Consider the following 17,720-nt stretch of genomic DNA (forward strand, 5'->3'; position numbering starts at 1 on the left):
TGTAAGTAAGAAGGAGAATAAGGAATAATATAATTTTTACAAGATGGGGAGGGACAGTGTGAAAATGTAAGGTTTTCACATGAGGATATATGGGTTACGTAGGATTATTACTTTCGGGTGCAGCTTTATTTTTAAATAGTCTTGTTATATTAGGAAAAGCAGAGATGAAAAGTGCGGGTGTTTTTAATTTATTTGTAGGGGCATTACAAATTATTATTCCGTTCTATCTGATCATGATTTCTGACCAAAGCAATTGGACAGTGTATTCATATGCAGCTACTTTCTTATTTGGATTAACCTATTTATATGTAGGGGTTACCTTTATAAAGGGAATGGATAGTAGCGGTCTAGGGTGGTTTTGTATTTGGGTAGCAATTATTGCTTTATTCTATATGGTTGTTTCATTTGTTCAATTCCATGATGTTGTTAATGCGTTAACGTGGTTTATGTGGGCATTACTTTGGTATTTATTCTTTGTATTAAATACACAAAAAAAGAATATCAATCAATATCTTGGAAGGATTGCTTTCGTACAATCATGGGTAACATTGACGTTACCTTCACTCTTTTATTTTATGGGAGTATGGGGAGAGGGATTCGTATATGAACTATGGGTTTATGTGTCCGTAATTTCTATTTTATACTTCTGTTATTGTATTTATAAATATCGAGTACGTTAATATATTTTCTGTAGAAAAGCATGGAATCGTTACACTAATTCCATGCTTTTTATATGTTAGCATTTATAATAGAGAGGTAGTATTTTACAATTTATTAAAAAGGGGATGATGAAGTTGAAAAAAGTATTGGTGCTAGGGGGAACAAGATTTTTTGGTAAACATTTAGTAGAAGCGCTTTTGCAAGATGGGCACGATGTAACGATTGCGACGAGAGGAATTACGGAAGATTCTTTTGGAAGTGCAGTAAAAAGACTTATTGTAGATAGAGAAGATGAAAAACAACTAGCAGAGCGTCTAGAAGATAAAAGTTATGATATTGTATACGATAATTTATGCTATAGCTCGAATGCAGCGAAGATAATATGTGAAGTGTTACGAGGGAAAACGAAGAAATACGTTATGACATCTTCAATGGCCGTCTATGAACCTACACTAAACTTATCAGAAGAAGACTTCAATCCGTACGAGTATGCAATCGCGTATGGAGATAGGAATGACTTCAATTATGGTGAAGGAAAGAGATTAGCCGAAGCCGTTGTATTTCAACAAGCAACATTCCCAGTTGTTGCAGTTCGTTTTCCGGTTGTTATTGGAGAAAACGATTATACGAAAAGGTTACAATTTTACGTTGAACATATCGTGAGAGAAGAACCTGTCGCAGTGAATCATCTAGATGGAAAGTTGTCGTTTATACATGAAGAAGAAGCAGGGGAATTTTTAGTTTGGTGCGGGATGAAAGACATAGAAGGGCCAATTAATGCTTGTAGCAACGGGGTAGTTTCTGCTCGGGATATTATTCATTTCATAGAAGAAACTACGGGAATAAAAGTACTTGTTCAAGAAGCAGGAGACAATGTAGCACCTTATAATGAAGTGACTAATTGTACATTACATAATGGAAAAGCTAATGAATTAGGATTCCTATTCCGAGAGTTGAAAATAGAAATAGAAAAAGTATTACGTTATTACATACATGCAATGAAATAATCATAAATCCCCCGGTGGCAATCCGGGGGATTCTGGAGGATTTCGACAATACTAATTTTACATTACCAAACTTACCTTATACGCACGACTAGTGTTTTTGTGATTGAATTGCTTGTAAATACTTTTCATTTACCCGGTCCCAGTTCACTGTATGCCACCAGTTGGTAACAAATTCTGGGCGACGATTTTGGTACTTTAAATAATAGGCATGTTCCCATACATCAATGACGAGTAATGGAATCTTACCTTCTTGCAAAGGTGTATCTTGATTAGGTGTACTCATTACAGTAAGTTCTTCACCATCAAGGACAAGCCATCCATAACCACTTCCAAAACGGCTAATTGCTGCTTTAGACAGTTGATCTTTTAAGTTGTCAAAGGTATTGAAATAATAATCAATTACTTTTGCAACGTCTCCATTAGGCTCGCCGCCACCCCGTGGGCTCATTACTTCCCAAAAAAGACTATGACAATAATGTCCACCACCGTTATTTCTTACAGCTGTAAGAATTTCCTTTGGTAAAGTGTCTAAATTACATAGTAACTCTTCTAAAGATTTATTATGTAATTCTGAATAGTTTTCTAATGCAGCATTCAAATTATTTACGTATGTCGCATGGTGCTTCTTGTGATGAATAGAAAGTGTGTTGCTATCGATATATGGCTCTAGTTCATCATAGTCATATGAAAGCTTTGGCAATTGAAATGAAGACATGACATTCCCTCCTTTCCTCCTAAAAGTTGGTCTAGGTAAAAATAATTTACCTGAGTCAAAAATACACCTATTTTTTATACAAGTCAATAGTAATCTCTTTAATTTTCTGAAAAATATTACAATAAAAGTAACACTTCGACTTTCATTTGTTACTCTTATTCTTTTTGCTTATACTGTAAAGTAGAACGTTTTGTTGAAATAGAAGGAGATTGTTTATGAGTAAAACGAAACAATTAATAGAGGAAGCGAGTCAGTTTATTACGATTTGCTATAAAGAGCTTAATAAAGAACAATTCATAGAAGAACGCATGAAAGAAATTCAAGCTGAGATAGAGAAGACAGGGACGTATGAACATACATTTGAAGAACTTGTTCATGGATCGCGAATGGCATGGCGCAATAGTAATCGATGTATCGGAAGACTATTTTGGAGTAAGATGCACATATTAGATGCACGTGAAGTAAATGATGAGGAAGGTGTATATAATGCATTAATTCATCATATTAAATATGCAACGAACGAAGGAAAAGTGAGACCGACAATTACAATTTTTAAGCAATATCAAGGTGAAGAAAATAATATACGAATTTATAATCATCAATTAATTCGATATGCAGGATATAAAACAGAAATGGGATTGATTGGTGACTCTCATTCCACTGCATTTACAGACTTTTGTCAGAAACTTGGCTGGCAAGGAGAAGGCACGAATTTTGATGTATTGCCACTTGTGTTTTCTATAGATGGAAAAGCGCCTATATATAAAGAAATTCCGAAAGAAGAAGTAAAAGAAGTTTCAATTGAACATCCAGAATACCCGATTTCATCACTTGGAGCAAAATGGTATGGGGTTCCAATGATTTCAGATATGCGCTTAGAAATTGGCGGTATTTCCTATACAGCAGCTCCGTTTAATGGATGGTATATGGGAACAGAGATTGGGGCACGTAACTTAGCAGATCATGATCGTTATAATTTACTTCCGGCAGTTGCGGAGATGATGAATCTAGATACATCGAGAAACAGTACGTTGTGGAAAGATAAAGCGTTAGTTGAATTAAATGTAGCGGTTTTACATTCCTTTAAAAAACAAGGAGTGAGTATTGTTGACCATCATACAGCTGCACAACAATTTCAACAATTTGAGAAGCAAGAAGCATCATGTGGACGGGTTGTCACTGGCAATTGGGTGTGGCTCATTCCACCGTTGTCGCCAGCTACCACTCATATTTATCATAAACCGTATCCGAATGAAATTTTGAAGCCGAATTTCTTTCATAAATGATATTTAGTATAGTTTTTTTATGCAAAATATAATTTTTTTTAATTACTGTTACGTAGCAAATGGAAGCCTTTACTATCGGTTATTTTTGGAAGGGGGTTTTTGAACCAAGGAGTTCCTTATGTTATAATCAAATTTCTGTTTCGAAGACCTTATAGAAATATAAGGTCTTTTGTTTTGCTTTTTTATGTAATAGGGATAGGAATTTTCTTTTAAATAAGGGATTTAGCATATTTTTAGGGACAACATAAGTGTGTGGAAAATCGATGAATTATTATGCTTATATAATCATTATGTTTTGGGTGTAAACAATAAAACATAGTAAAGTTGTTTTTTTAGATTGCTGAGGAAGGAGGAAGTGTAAATGAGAATGAAGAGTCGAAAAACGGATTGGCCTGTATTTCTTATTAGTGGTGGCTCACTTTTATTATTTGTAATTGCAGTTATTTTAAATAAAAGTTACGTAGAGGGAGTCATTAATAGCAGTTTTGCAGCTTCAATTAAATATTTTGGTGCCTTTTGGCAGGTTTTATTAATTGGTACATTTGTTGTTGCAATGTGTATGGCGTTTTCGAAATATGGGAGAGTTAAACTTGGGGGGCTAGAAAAACCTGAGATTAGTACGACAAAATGGCTCGCTATTATTATGTCTACATTACTTGCCGGAGGTGGCGTTTTTTGGGCAGCCGCAGAGCCGATGTACCATTTGATGACGGTGCCACCAATACATGAAGGTATAACTGCTGGAACGAAAGAAGCGGTAATGCCTGCTTTAGCACAAAGTTATATGCACTGGGGTTTCCTGGCTTGGACGATTTTAGGTACAATTAGTGCGGTAGTTATGATGTACGGGCATTATCATAAAGGTATGCCGTTAAAACCTCGAACGCTTTTATATCCTATTTTTGGAGAGAAATTGCGAAAGAGTATACTTGGAACGATGATCGATGCATTTGCCATTATTGCGGTAGCGGCAGGGACAATTGGTCCAATTGGATTTTTAGGACTACAAGCAAGTTATGGATTACAAGCATTGTTTGACATTCCTGATGTGTTTACTACTCAATTAGCCATTATTGTTTGTGTAGTAGCTGTTTCTACTATATCCGCGGTAACAGGAATTGATAAAGGAATTCAAATTATAAGTAATTTAAATGTTAGATTAGCAGTTCTATTAATGGTATTTGTATTATTATTTGGACCAGGTGGATTTATTATTGATGCATTTGTTTCTTCGTTTGGATTTTATATAAATGAATTTATTCCAATGAGTACATACCGCGGTGATACAGGTTGGTTAGGATCGTGGACAATCTTTTTCTGGGGATGGTTTATTGGATATGGACCGATGATGGCAATTTTAGTGAGCCGAATTTCAAGAGGAAGAACAATCCGAGAAATCATTGTTGCAATTGGAATTATTGCGCCTATTATTACAACGTTTTGGTTTACTATACTAGGGGGATCAGGTGTGTTTTATGAGTTAATGAATCCTGGTTCTATCTCGACAGCTTTAAGTGAATCTGGTATGCCAGCGGCTATGATTGCAATTACAGAGCAACTGCCACTCTCCAATATTATTGGACCTGCATTTCTTTTATTAACAATTTTATTTGTAGTGACAACAGGAGATTCAATGGCGTATTCGATTTCAATGGCAGTGACTGGAGATGGAGATCCTAGAATTAGTTTGCGAGTTTTTTGGTCGCTTATTATGGGCGCAGTTGCAGCGATTCTTTTATACATGGGTGAGGGAAGTATTAATGCATTGCAATCATTCATCGTAGTAACAGCTGTACCAGTATCAATTCTGTTGTTCCCAATGCTATGGCTAGCGCCTAAAGTCGCAGGGGAATTAGCACTAAAACAAGGTATTGTAAAAGAAGAAGATAAAACTGCTTTCTTATTTCAGAAGGCTAGTAAATCAAAATAATAAATAAACAAATAAAAGAGGAAGCATCTTAAATGAGATGCTTCCTTTTTACTATTTATCCAATTACTTTTCTTGAAGGGGGATAGTTCTCGAACAATCATCTTGTACAGTTTTAATCTATTCTAATACTTTCCCCTTCGTCTCTGGGACACATAATAGCATCGTAACTAAACCGATTGGATAGATAATGAAGATAAGAGATAATGCCCCCATTAAATTACCACCTGCAGCAAGTAATCCGATAATAACAGGTCCAAAGCCAGCTAAACCACGTCCAGTACCGAAAATAAAGTTTTCTGCTGTAGAGCGAGCTTCAGCAGGATAGTTTTCAGCTAAAATTGCTCCGAATCCTCCCATCATGCCATTTGCAAAGAATCCAAGCAATGCACTTCCCCATAGCAATAATGTTGAATCTGTGAATAAGAAGAAGTAAATGAGACAGTATATAGTACCACCGACATAATAGATTGTAAAAGTTTTACGGCGACCAATTTTATCGGCTAGAATACCAAAAGTTGCAATTCCAATGAGCATGCCGATCGTAGAGATGAACATCCAACCGCTCGCTTTTGCTAATGTGTAGTTATATTTATTCGCTAAAATAGTTGGCATCCATGTAAAGATGCCATAGTATCCGAAGTTCTGGATGAATGACATAATAATAAGGCCAATAGTTGTTATTGTTACTTTTTTATTTGCAAATAGATTTCGAAGTGGGAACTTTTTCATTTGCTTTAGTTGTTCTACTTCAGTAGTTGTTAAATTACCTTCAGCTTCTTTTTGTAGCAATTCTTTTTTGTATCGTTGTTTTTGTTCCCATATTTTCGGTTCACTTAAACTTTTGCGAACGTAAACAGCTAATAAAGCTGGAATGAGTCCAAATAAGAAAACAGCTCTCCATCCAAAATGCGGGACGATAAATGCTGGAAGGAGTGAAGCCACTAGTACGCCAAATTGCCATCCAAGTGCAACAACTGATGTCGCCTTAGCGCGCATGTCTTTAGACCATGTTTCAGTTACGATGGCCATTCCAATCCCGAATTCACCACCAACTCCCATTCCCACTAAAAAGCGAAGAATTAATAATTGCCAATAATCTGTTGCGAAATAAATAAGTGCTGTTGCAAGTGAAAATAGTAAGATTGTGAAGGCCATCGTACGGATACGCCCAAATAAATCAGCAATAAATCCAAATAAATAAGACCCAATTAGCATTCCTATTGTGGTAGCTAAAGTTAAGTTTCCACCTTCAACAGGGCTTAAATGAAATTCTTTTAAAATGTAGACGAGTACGAAAGATAAGAGCAACATATCTAAACCTTCTGCTGCATATCCTAGCGCAGAACCAAATAGTGTTTTATATCTTTTCTCTTTCGTCTCTTCTGTTGTTGATTGTACATCAGTAGTGACGTTCATCATTATTCCTCCTTATTTTCTTCTACAGTCGCTATGGAAGAATAACAAAAGGCCTTCTCACCTGATATGATGAGAAGGCCAAAAAAGCATACGTATCCCTAAAAAGAACATACGTATATTGTATTCCGACTTCCTTCTCAACCTCACGGGGTTGGGTTAAAGGACTGTATTATATTACTTTATTTTTAGCACTCTTCTATTATATTGTCAAATAAGGGGGGATTTTTATGTGTAAAATATTTCAAAAGGTATTTCATTCTTCTTGACGCCCACTTCATTATTTTCCCATAATAAAACTAACTACTATAAAAAGGAATGAATCACAGATGCTAAATTTAGTACTTATGATGATTGAACGCGTCGGACTTATTGTTATTTTAGGATTTTTACTTTCGCATATTAAAACGTTCAGGCGCCTTCTTCATAAGCAAGACGGATATGTAGATAAGCTTAAGCTTATTTGTATTTTTTCGGTGTTTACAATTGTAAGCAATTACACAGGAATTGAAATAGCAGGAAATACGATTATGAATGAAAATTGGCTACAAGGCGTTTCTTCATCAAGCACAATCGCGAATACACGTATTATGGGTGTTGGAATTAGTGGATTGCTCGGGGGACCTATCGTCGGAATTGGAGTAGGATCGATTGCTGGTATTCACCGTTATATGCTTGGCGGGACGACAGCGCTAAGTTGTGCGATCTCTTCAATTTTAGCAGGCGTTATAACTGGGTATATTGGATACATTTTTAAAAAATATAACCGTACAATTACACCTAAGTTTTCAGCAATTTTAAGTGTTTTTATCGTTTCTTTAGAAATGATTATGATCCTATTGATTGTAGAGGATGGAATGAGTATTGTGAAAACAATTGCGATACCAATGATCCTTGTAAATAGTTTTGGAAGTTTTATTTTACTTTCCATGATACAAGCTATTTTGCGCCAGGAAGAGAACGCAAAGGCACTTCAGACTCATAAGGTATTACGTATTGCAGATAAAACGTTACCGTATTTTCGCCAAGGATTAACAGAAGAGTCATGTAAGCATGTGGCACAAATTATTCACCGCTTTACAGGAACAGATGCGGTATCCTTAACAGATACAGAGAAAATATTAGCTCACGTTGGATTAGCATCAGATCACCATATTCCTTCACATAGTTTAATAACTGGTTTGTCGAAAGAAGTGTTAAATACAGGGAAAATAATGAAAGCAAAATCACGTGAGGTTATTAATTGTCAACACGAAGGCTGTCCTTTGCAAGCGGCCATCGTTATTCCACTAACTTCACATGGAAATACGATAGGGACATTAAAACTATATTTCAAAAATCCTAACCAGTTAAGTCGTGTGGAAGAGGAATTAGCAGAAGGATTAGCAAAAATATTCTCTACACAACTTGAATTAGGTGAAGCTGAGTTGCAAAGCAAATTATTGCAAGATGCGGAAATAAAAGCATTACAAGCACAAATTAACCCACACTTTTTATTTAATGCGATTAATACAGTATCAGCTTTATGCCGAACGGATGTAGAAAAGGCAAGGAAGTTACTATTACAGCTTAGCGTGTATTTCCGTTGTAATTTGCAAGGGGCACGTCAGTTATTGATTCCACTAGAACAAGAATTAAACCATGTACAGGCATATCTATCACTAGAACAAGCAAGGTTCCCCAATAAGTATGAAGTAAAGATGTATATTGAGGATGAGCTAAAGACAACCCTAGTACCACCATTTGTTCTTCAACTATTGGTTGAAAATGCATTGCGACATGCTTTTCCAAAGAAGCAACCAGTATGCGAAGTGGAAGTGCATGTTTTTGAAAAAGAGGGTATGGTTCACTTTGAAGTAAAAGATAATGGACAAGGAATTGAGGAAGAACGTTTAGAACAATTAGGAAGAATGGTAGTTTCGTCAAAGAAAGGGACTGGAACAGCTTTATATAATATTAATGAACGTCTTATTGGGTTATTTGGGAAAGAAACGATGCTTCATATCGAAAGTGAATTAAATGAGGGGACGGATATTACCTTTGTTATTCCCAAAAAAATAGGGGAGGAAGAGCAGGTTGTTAAAAGTATTAGTAGTTGACGATGAAATGTTAGCACGTGATGAACTAAAGTATCTATTAGAGAGAACGAAAGAAGTTGAGATAATAGGTGAGGCTGATTGTGTAGAAGACGCATTAGAAGAGTTGATGAAAAATAAACCAGATATTGTGTTTCTAGATATTCAGCTATCCGATGATAACGGATTTGAAATTGCGAATATATTAAAGAAGATGAAAAATCCACCTGCAATTGTATTTGCTACTGCCTATGATCAATATGCGCTGCAAGCATTTGAAGTAGATGCGTTAGACTACATTTTAAAACCATTTGATGAAGAGCGTATTGTGCAGACATTAAAGAAGTATAAAAAACAAAAACAAGCGCAAATAGAAACGAAGCACGAAATAAAGGGGACAGATGTAACAGCAGAGATGCATAAATTAGCATTACCAATTGAAGAATCAATCGTACTTGTGAATATTGAAGATATTGTATATGTAGGACTTGTAGATGGGAAAGTGACAGTAAAAACAATGAGGGAAACGTATGTAACACACGATACACTTGTGATTTTGGAGAAGAAGTTGCCACAGGCAAGTTTTATGCGTGTCCATCGTAGCTTTATTGCAAATATTAATCATATTACTGAAATTCAGCCATGGTTCAATTCTACTTACAATTTAATCATGAAAGAAGGATCAAAAGTACCTGTTAGCCGTACATATGCTAAAGAACTCAAGAAGCTGCTTCGTATTTAAGAAGCAGCTTTTGTATTTCATCCTTTTATATTTGCAACTGATTCTGTATATTTGACGTTCCGCTATGTAAACGCTTACTCAGTCGTTTATATCCTATACAATAAAGGTACCAAATCGAAAGAGGTGGCCAAAATGAGTACGAAAAAGGTATATAGTTTCTTATCACAAGCATTCATATTCTCAGCTATTATGTTAATTTCTAATATTATTGCAACACATTTACCAATTCCGATGCCTTCATCGGTAATCGGGTTAGTCATTTTATTTAGTCTATTATGTTTAAAAGTAATTAAATTGGAGCAAGTTGAATCACTTGGAACAGCTTTAACCGGTATTATCGGATTTCTCTTCGTCCCATCAGGTATTTCAGTTATTAATTCTCTTGGTGTAATGGGACAATATTTTGTACAAATCTTAACTGTAATTGTTGTCGCAACAATTATTTTACTCGCTGTAACAGGATTATTTGCACAATTTATTTTAGGAAAAGATGAAAAAGAAACAGAAGATACAAAAGAATTGAAAGTAGTAAATAAAGGACGCAAGCACGGAAAGGTTGCGTAACCATTTTAGTATATATTGTTAGGAGGTAATGAACATGGCAAGCACAATGACTCCATATTTCGGAATCGTCGTTTCATTAATCGCATACGGAATCGGCACATTATTATTTAAGCATTCTAAAGGATTCTTCTTATTCACACCATTATTTGTAGCGATGGTATTAGGGATTGTCTTTTTAAAGGTAGGTAACTTTACCTTTGAAGAGTATAATACTGGCGGAAAAATGATTAGTTTCTTCTTAGAACCAGCAACAATTGCCTTTGCAATTCCGTTATATAAACAAGTTGATAAGTTGAAAAAATATTGGTGGCAAATTTTATCAGCTATCGTAGTAGGATCTATTTGTTCAGTAATTGTCGTGTTCATTGTTGCAAAAGCAATTGGTCTAGATACAGCAGTAATGAATTCAATGTTACCGCAAGCAGCAACAACAGCAATTGCGTTACCAATCTCTGAAAGTATTGGTGGTATACCAGCAATTACATCGTTTGCAGTTATTTTTAACGCAGTTATCGTATACGCATTAGGAGCATTATTCTTAAAAACATTTAGAGTGAAACATCCAATTGCAAAAGGTTTAGCGCTTGGAACAGCAGGTCACGCATTAGGAGTAGCAGTAGGAATTGAAATGGGTGAAGTAGAGGCAGCTATGGCAAGCATTGCTGTAACGGTAGTAGGGGTTGTAACAGTAGTTGTCATACCAATGTTCATGCCGTTTATTGGATAGTAAAACTTACTTAAAAAAATGAGAAAAGCAAGCTATTTGTAGGACAGATTTCTACTGATAGCTTGCTTTTTATGTTACAGTAGTGGTAAGACCTATCTTTAACAAAATGTAAGTTTCCTTAAATCTTCATTAATACTATGTAGAATACGTTTTGAATTAGGTCATTGTATTGTAAAATAAGAAGTAAGCTACTATAGACCTGCTAAGGTAGGCGTATAATGAGCTTATAAAAATCTTAATATGAATGAATAATTAAAAGTAGAAAAGAGAGAAAAATCTACTTATTAACGTTTTACTTTATAGGACAGGAGAGAGTACTCGTCGATTATGCAAATAAAAAACCTGTTTCAAAGCAAAGGATTTCAGAGGTTACTCGTATTAGTAATACTTGCTCTCGTATTATACGGGCTGCAAAGCATGTTGAATTTAATTTTAATTACGTTTATTCTCACGTATTTAATGGATCGATTCCAAAAATTTATTTCTCGTAAATTAGATCATTTTATGCCCATCAATCGAAAGCTCATTATAGCATTTCTATATGTCATGTTAATTGGTGGAATTGCTATTACGCTATTTAAATATTTACCAGTATTAACGATACAAATTTCACAATTGATTTATCAATTTAACGTATTTTTAAGAAACCCACCGGATAGTGAATTAATTAAGTATGCAGTTAATGCTGTCAATCATATGGAATTTTCTAAATATGTAGGACAAGGTGTAGACATTTTGTATAAATCGATTACAAATGTCGGGAAGTTCGGACTTCAAGTTTTACTTTCTTTAATTTTAAGTTTATTTTTCCTGCTGGAGAAATCTCGTATCGTTGCTTTTACTGCAAAATTTAAAGAAAGCCGACTTGCAATTTTCTATACTGAAATTGAGTACTTCGGTAAGAAATTTGCACGTTCATTCGGAAAAGTAATCGAAGCACAATTTTTAATTGCAGTTGTTAACTGTGTTTTATCCGTTATTGCATTATGGATATTAGGATTCCCACAATTATTAGGTTTAGCGTTAATGATCTTCTTACTCGGTTTAATTCCAGTAGCTGGGGTTATCATTTCGTTATTCCCACTTTGTATGATTGCCTACAATATCGGCGGTATTATGTACGTTGTTTATATTTTAATTATCGTAACAGTCATTCATGCGCTTGAAAGTTACGTGTTAAATCCGAAGTTTATGTCGCAAAAAACAAACTTACCGATTTTCTATACATTTATGGTATTAATCTTCTCAGAACACTTCTTAGGTGTATGGGGACTAATTATCGGTATTCCAATCTTCATTTTCTTATTAGATGTCTTAGATGTGACAAGTGATGAAATGGAGAAGGACTTGGAAAAAAATAAAGTGAAGTAGAGAAAAGCATCGATGTTCGATGCTTTTTCTTTTATAACATGATGTTTCTTATGCCATACTGTAAGAAGAATATAGAATAGGGGTGAAAGAATGGCTGTAAATGAAAAGGTAGAATTAGCTACATTTGCTGGAGGGTGCTTCTGGTGTATGGTTTCGCCATTTGAAGAGATGGAAGGGATTATAAAGGTTGTTTCTGGCTATACAGGTGGTCATAAGGAGGATCCAACGTATAAAGAAGTGTGCTCGGAAACGACGGGACATTATGAGGCAGTACAAATTACATTTGATGCAACCAAAATGCCGTATGAAGAGTTACTAAATATATATTGGAGACAAATTGATCCGACTGATGTAGGTGGGCAATTCCACGATCGTGGACAGTCTTACGAAACAGTGATTTTTTATCATAATGAAGAACAACATAAAAAGGCAGACGCTTCAAAAGAAGAGCTTGCACAGAGTGGACGTTTTTCAAAGCCGATTGCGACAAAAATATTACCAGCTACTACGTTTTATCCGGCTGAAGAATATCACCAAGGATATCATAAGAAAAACACATTCCGCTACGAGTTATACCGTAAGGGTTCAGGACGAGATGCATTTATTAAGCAACATTGGCCAAAGGATAATGATCATTTAAAGGAAAAACTCAATGAGATGCAGTTTTATGTAACACAAGAGAATGGTACCGAACCACCATTTCGAAATGAGTATTGGAACCATCAAGAGGAGGGCCTTTATGTAGACATCGTTTCAGGTGAACCGTTGTTTACTTCTATAGATAAATTTGATAGTGGATGTGGATGGCCTAGTTTTACAAAACCAGTTATGGCAGCAAGTGTGAAAGAAAAAATGGATGTGAGTCATAATATGACTCGTACGGAAGTGAGAAGTAAAGAAGGAGATTCCCATCTTGGGCATGTATTTCCAGATGGTCCAGGACCGAATGGGCTTCGCTATTGTATAAATTCAGCAGCTCTTCGATTTATTCCTAAAGAGGAATTAGAGAGAGAAGGCTATGGTGATTTCTTAATCTTGTTTGGAAATCAAAAATAACCTCGCAGTTAGCGAGGTTATTTTTTGTTATTTTACTTTTTTCTTTTTGAACTTGCTTAATACTTCATAAACGATTGGGACAATAAGAAGTGTTAATAACGTTGAACTTGTTAATCCACCAATTACTGTTACACCAAGTCCTTTAGAAATTAAGCCGCTACCTTCAAATCCTAATGCAAGCGGGATAAGAGCCCCAATTGTTGCAATTGCAGTCATTAAAATTGGACGAAGGCGTGTTGCACCAGCTTCTAATAAAGCTTCACGTGTTGATAGACCTTCATTTTCTTTATGAATAACGCGGTCAATAAGCACGATTGCGTTTGTTACAACGATACCGATTAACATAAGCGCACCGATCATTGCAGAGACACTTAACGTTTCACCAGAGATTAATAAGGCAACAAGAGCTCCAATAATTGTAAATGGTAGCGAGAATAAAATTGCGAATGGTGCAAGAGCACCACCAAATGTAACGACAAGAACGAAGTATACAATCGCAATCGCAGCTAACATCGCTAAGCCAAGTTGCTTGAATGATTCTTCAATATCTTTTGTAACGCCGCCCATAGAAACATCTACGCCGGAAGGAAGATCCATTTTATCTACTTCTTTTTGAACCGCGGCAGATGCTTTTGAAACGTCATCAGATGTTAGTTTTGCACTTACTTCTGCATAAACACGGCCATCACGGTGTTTCACTGTATTCGAAGTTTCCCCTTCTTTTATAGTCATAACATCTTTCACAGCCACTTCATTACCAAGTGGCGTTGTAATTTTACGATTTGTTAAGTCATTGATTGTTTCATAATTTTGCTTTTCAGCTTCTACATATACATTGACATCTTTACCGTCTTTTTTAATTGTTGTCAGAACAGGGCGATCATGTTGATTAGAAAGTCCCATTCCGATTTGTGCAGCCGTTAGCCCCATTTTGCTTAGTTTTTCCTGATCTGCGACTAAACTGTATTCTGCATACGTTTTTGCAATACTAGAGTCTACATCTTTTAAGTCTTTATTTTTCTTCATGATATTTTGAATATCTTTTACGACAGGCTTAATTTCTTCAGAGCTATCTCCGTAAACGTATAGTTTAATTTCATTACTACCGCCACTCGCTCCGAAATCTTGGTTTTTCCATTCACCTTTTCCAGACATCTTCTGTAAATCTTTAACGACTTGTTCTTTTTCTTTTTCAAAGTTTTTCGTGTCGTTATCATATTGTACGAAGAACATTGCTTGATTTGATTGACCAGGGCTCATTGGGTTTTCTCCACCTAATGAGAATTGAATTGTTTTGACGTCTTTATTATCCTGGAAGTGCTTTTCAGCTTTTGTTGCAATTTTTTCAACGTCTTCTAACGTTTGACCTGGTTCAGGATTGTACGTTGTAATGATCATTTTTTCTTCTTCAGCTGGTAAGAAGCTTACACCGATAGTTGGCACAAGTGCAAGACTACCAACTAATAGAAGGACAGCGATACTTGATGTAATAATTTTGTGATTTAAAGCCCATGCAAGTATGCGTTTATAACTGTTTGCTAATTTGCTTGGTTTTTCTTCATGATGTACCTCTTTTTCCCTCATGCTCTCTTTTTTAAATAAAGAATGAGCTAGCATTGGTACAATTGTAACTGCTACTAGTAATGATGCTAATAAAGCGAAGACGATAGTTAAGGCGAATGGTAAGAACATTTCACCGATCATACCTTTTACTAGTCCAAGCGGTAAAAATACAGCAATTGTTACAATAGTAGAAGACATAATTGGAATAAACATTTCTTTCGTAGCTTCACGAATTAAATCTTTTCCGCGTAGTTTTTCTTCTGATAATGACATACGTCGGTAAATATTTTCAATAACAACAATGGAATCATCGACGACGCGCCCGATAGCGACTGTCATTGCTCCAAGTGTCATAATGTTAAGCGTAATATCCATTTGCTTTATGACTAATACAGCAATTAATAACGAAAGTGGTATGGAAACGACAGAGATTAATGTTGTTCGGATATTTCGTAGGAACAGCATAATAATAACAATCGCAAAGATAGCACCAAAAATGGCTTTGCTCAGCATTGTTTCTACTGATTTCTCAATAGGTGCACCTTGGTCGAATGTTGAAATAACCTCTAAGTCTTTATATTTTTTCTCAAGTTCTTTTACTTTATCTTTCACTGCATTTACAACATCAACTGTATTCGCGTCAGCAGCTTTTACAATTTGAATTCCAATTGCTTCTTTTCCATTTGTTCGAGAAATAGATTCTGCTTTTCCGACTTCTTTAATGTCAGCAATTTCGTCTAATGTAACTGTCGGAATCCCGTTCATAGCGGCTGGATTCATTTGCGGCATTTGTGTACCAGCTCCAGCATTTTGACTACCTTGACCATTCGGTGATGAAGGAACAGCTGGGATTTTCATTTCTTTCAATGCTTTAATTGTTGTAATATTTCCATCTACAACAACTGATTTTTCCGTGTCTTTAAATGTATATAAGCCAAGTGGTAAAGATACGTCCGATCCTTTAATTACATTTTTTACAGTATCTTCACTTAAACCTAATTCTTTCATCTTATCTTTCTTGAAGACAAGTTGTACTTCATCTACTTGTTGACCTGAAATTTGAACAGATGCGACCCCATCAAGCCCTTTTAATCCTGGAACAACATTTTTTTCTACATTTTCAGTTAAGGTAGCTAGAGATTCATTTTTACTTGCTACGCTTAACGAAATAACTGGAAAGGCATTGAAGTTTACACGTGAAACTTTCGGATCCTTTACGCCTTCTGGCAGTTTCACATTTGCGAGAGCTTCTTTAATTTCTGTTTCAGCCTTTTCCATATTTTTATCAAAATCATATTCTACCTGAATAGAAGATGCGTTTTGAAAAGATGATGAACTAACAACATTTACACCACTTAAATTTTGCAGTTGCTCTTCCATTGGTTTTGAAATTTTGTCAGCTACTTCTTCTGGTGTAGCACCAGGATAAACCGTAGTTACTGTTACAACCGGTGTTGTAATATCAGGAATTGTTTCCAGCTTCATATTAAGCCCAGAATAAATACCTGCAATGGTAACAATAATGGTTAGTAGCCAAACTGCGAACTTATTTTTTAACGAGAAATTAATGATTTTGTTCATGTTTGCGCTCCCTTTTTATTGTATTGACCAACTGGTCAGTCTAATACATAATATAACTGACTGATTGGTCAGTCGTCAATGAAAAGAGATGGTATAATAAATTCATGATAAGATGCGAGATTAAGTTTAGGAGAGAAGATATGAAAGAAAAAGAGCGCTTAATTATAGAGATGGCTATGAAGTTATTTGCGACTAAGGGTGTAAATGCAACATCAGTGCAGGAAATTGTGAGAGCTTGTGGCATATCTAAGGGAGCTTTCTATTTATATTTTAAATCGAAAGATGAGCTTTTATTAGCAATACTTCGATATTACTATGACAAGATTCAAAATAAAATGATGGATATTGATAAAGAATCATTATTACCACGTGAAAAATTTGCAAAACAATTGCATTGCCAGTTTAACGATATACAAAAGCATAAAGAATTTATTATTATGCATGCGAGGGAAAATGCTATTCCTTTTAATAAAGAAGTGGAAGAGTTTATGATGCGGATGAAGTTAGAGTCTCACGCATTTTATCGGAATAGTTTACTGTCTATTTATGGTGACAAGGTTATTCCATATTTATTAGATTTAGTAATTATGGTAGAGGGCATATGCCGTGGATATTTAGAACTAATCATTTTACAAGCACCAGAAGTTGACTTATCGTATGTCTCTGCGTTTATTTTGAAAAGAGTGGATGATTTAGTAGATGGGTTGGTAGAATCTTTGGAAGAACCCGTGTTACATGAAGAAAAGCTTGGAGAATTCCTTTGTAAATCAGAGCTTATTAAGGAGCAGGTTAAGGAACATTTTTTAAAAGAAATCATTGTTTTTAAACGTACATTAGCTGATCAATTAGAAGATGATGAATTGCTTGTTACGCTAGATGTTTTGGAGGCGGAAATGAGATTACCAAATCCAAGGATTCCGGTCATCCAAGGAATGCTGTCTAATTTAGAAGTATATCCAAATTTAAAAGAATTTCGCTTACGACTTATGGGATATTACAATATAAAAAGGTAACAATGACAGTTTTCATT

Annotated in this window: 14 protein-coding genes; 11 read left to right on the top strand and 3 right to left on the bottom strand. The window is 35.3% G+C overall.

The window, feature by feature from the left end:
• Positions 1–89: 89 nt before the first annotated feature.
• Positions 90–680: an AmiS/UreI family transporter gene (locus DN390_RS00455; RefSeq protein WP_000542569.1), complete on the top strand. Its 591-nt coding sequence runs from the start codon at positions 90–92 to the stop codon at positions 678–680.
• Between the two features lie 105 nt (positions 681–785).
• A complete protein-coding gene (locus DN390_RS00460; RefSeq protein ID WP_147806349.1) occupies positions 786–1,667 on the top strand; it encodes an NAD-dependent epimerase/dehydratase family protein in 882 nt (293 codons plus the stop codon).
• 88 nt (positions 1,668–1,755) lie between these two features.
• Here DN390_RS00460 and sodA read toward each other — a convergent pair whose 3' ends face one another.
• Entirely contained in the window at positions 1,756–2,382 is a 627-nt protein-coding gene (gene sodA / locus DN390_RS00465) for a superoxide dismutase [Mn] (RefSeq protein ID WP_147806350.1), read from the bottom strand.
• A 215-nt stretch (positions 2,383–2,597) separates the two neighbouring features.
• On the opposite strand from sodA, the gene DN390_RS00475 reads away from it, so the two are divergent.
• Together DN390_RS00475 and DN390_RS00480 are read left to right on the top strand one after the other, a co-directional pair.
• The gene (locus DN390_RS00475; protein ID WP_147806351.1) at positions 2,598–3,668 is read left to right on the top strand and encodes a nitric oxide synthase oxygenase; all 1,071 of its coding nucleotides are present in this window, start codon (positions 2,598–2,600) and stop codon (positions 3,666–3,668) included.
• Positions 3,669–4,029: 361 nt separating this feature from the next.
• Positions 4,030–5,598, top strand: coding sequence for a BCCT family transporter (locus DN390_RS00480; RefSeq protein ID WP_147806352.1), 1,569 nt, complete (start codon positions 4,030–4,032; stop codon positions 5,596–5,598).
• Between the two features lie 117 nt (positions 5,599–5,715).
• Here DN390_RS00480 and DN390_RS00485 read toward each other — a convergent pair whose 3' ends face one another.
• The gene (locus tag DN390_RS00485) at positions 5,716–7,014 is read right to left on the bottom strand and encodes an MFS transporter (RefSeq protein WP_147806353.1); all 1,299 of its coding nucleotides are present in this window, start codon (positions 7,012–7,014) and stop codon (positions 5,716–5,718) included.
• A gap of 326 nt (positions 7,015–7,340) precedes the next feature.
• Between DN390_RS00485 and lytS the strand changes: the two genes are divergently transcribed.
• The 6 genes from lytS to msrB all read left to right on the top strand — a co-directional run bounded on the left by lytS (position 7,341) and on the right by msrB (position 13,546).
• On the top strand, positions 7,341–9,110 hold the full coding sequence (lytS, locus tag DN390_RS00490) for a two-component system sensor histidine kinase LytS (RefSeq protein ID WP_097951343.1): 1,770 nt from the start codon (positions 7,341–7,343) through the stop codon (positions 9,108–9,110).
• Positions 9,088–9,828, top strand: a complete 741-nt coding sequence (locus DN390_RS00495) for a LytR/AlgR family response regulator transcription factor (RefSeq protein WP_060633043.1) — start codon at positions 9,088–9,090, stop codon at positions 9,826–9,828. The genes lytS and DN390_RS00495 overlap by 23 nt, the downstream gene beginning before the upstream one ends.
• Positions 9,829–9,960: 132 nt before the next feature.
• The gene (gene lrgA, locus DN390_RS00500; protein ID WP_060633042.1) at positions 9,961–10,392 is read left to right on the top strand and encodes an antiholin-like murein hydrolase modulator LrgA; all 432 of its coding nucleotides are present in this window, start codon (positions 9,961–9,963) and stop codon (positions 10,390–10,392) included.
• Between the two features lie 34 nt (positions 10,393–10,426).
• Positions 10,427–11,119 carry an antiholin-like protein LrgB gene (lrgB, locus tag DN390_RS00505; RefSeq protein WP_000168869.1) on the top strand — a complete coding sequence of 231 codons (693 nt, stop codon included), beginning with the start codon at positions 10,427–10,429 and terminating at the stop codon, positions 11,117–11,119.
• Positions 11,120–11,446: 327 nt separating this feature from the next.
• Positions 11,447–12,490: an AI-2E family transporter gene (locus DN390_RS00510; RefSeq protein ID WP_060633041.1), complete on the top strand. Its 1,044-nt coding sequence runs from the start codon at positions 11,447–11,449 to the stop codon at positions 12,488–12,490.
• Positions 12,491–12,580: 90 nt separating this feature from the next.
• Positions 12,581–13,546 carry a peptide-methionine (R)-S-oxide reductase MsrB gene (gene msrB / locus DN390_RS00515; protein WP_147806354.1) on the top strand — a complete coding sequence of 322 codons (966 nt, stop codon included), beginning with the start codon at positions 12,581–12,583 and terminating at the stop codon, positions 13,544–13,546.
• 27 nt (positions 13,547–13,573) lie between these two features.
• On the opposite strand, the gene DN390_RS00520 is transcribed toward msrB, so the two are convergent.
• Positions 13,574–16,690, bottom strand: coding sequence for an efflux RND transporter permease subunit (locus tag DN390_RS00520; protein WP_147806355.1), 3,117 nt, complete (start codon positions 16,688–16,690; stop codon positions 13,574–13,576).
• 140 nt (positions 16,691–16,830) lie between these two features.
• Between DN390_RS00520 and DN390_RS00525 the strand changes: the two genes are divergently transcribed.
• The gene (locus tag DN390_RS00525; protein WP_147806356.1) at positions 16,831–17,703 is read left to right on the top strand and encodes a TetR/AcrR family transcriptional regulator; all 873 of its coding nucleotides are present in this window, start codon (positions 16,831–16,833) and stop codon (positions 17,701–17,703) included.
• Positions 17,704–17,720: the final 17 nt, after the last annotated feature.

It is taken from the genome of Bacillus sp. SH7-1 (assembly GCF_008042405.1).
GTDB classification, from domain to species: Bacteria; Bacillota; Bacilli; order Bacillales; family Bacillaceae_G; genus Bacillus_A; species Bacillus_A thuringiensis_N.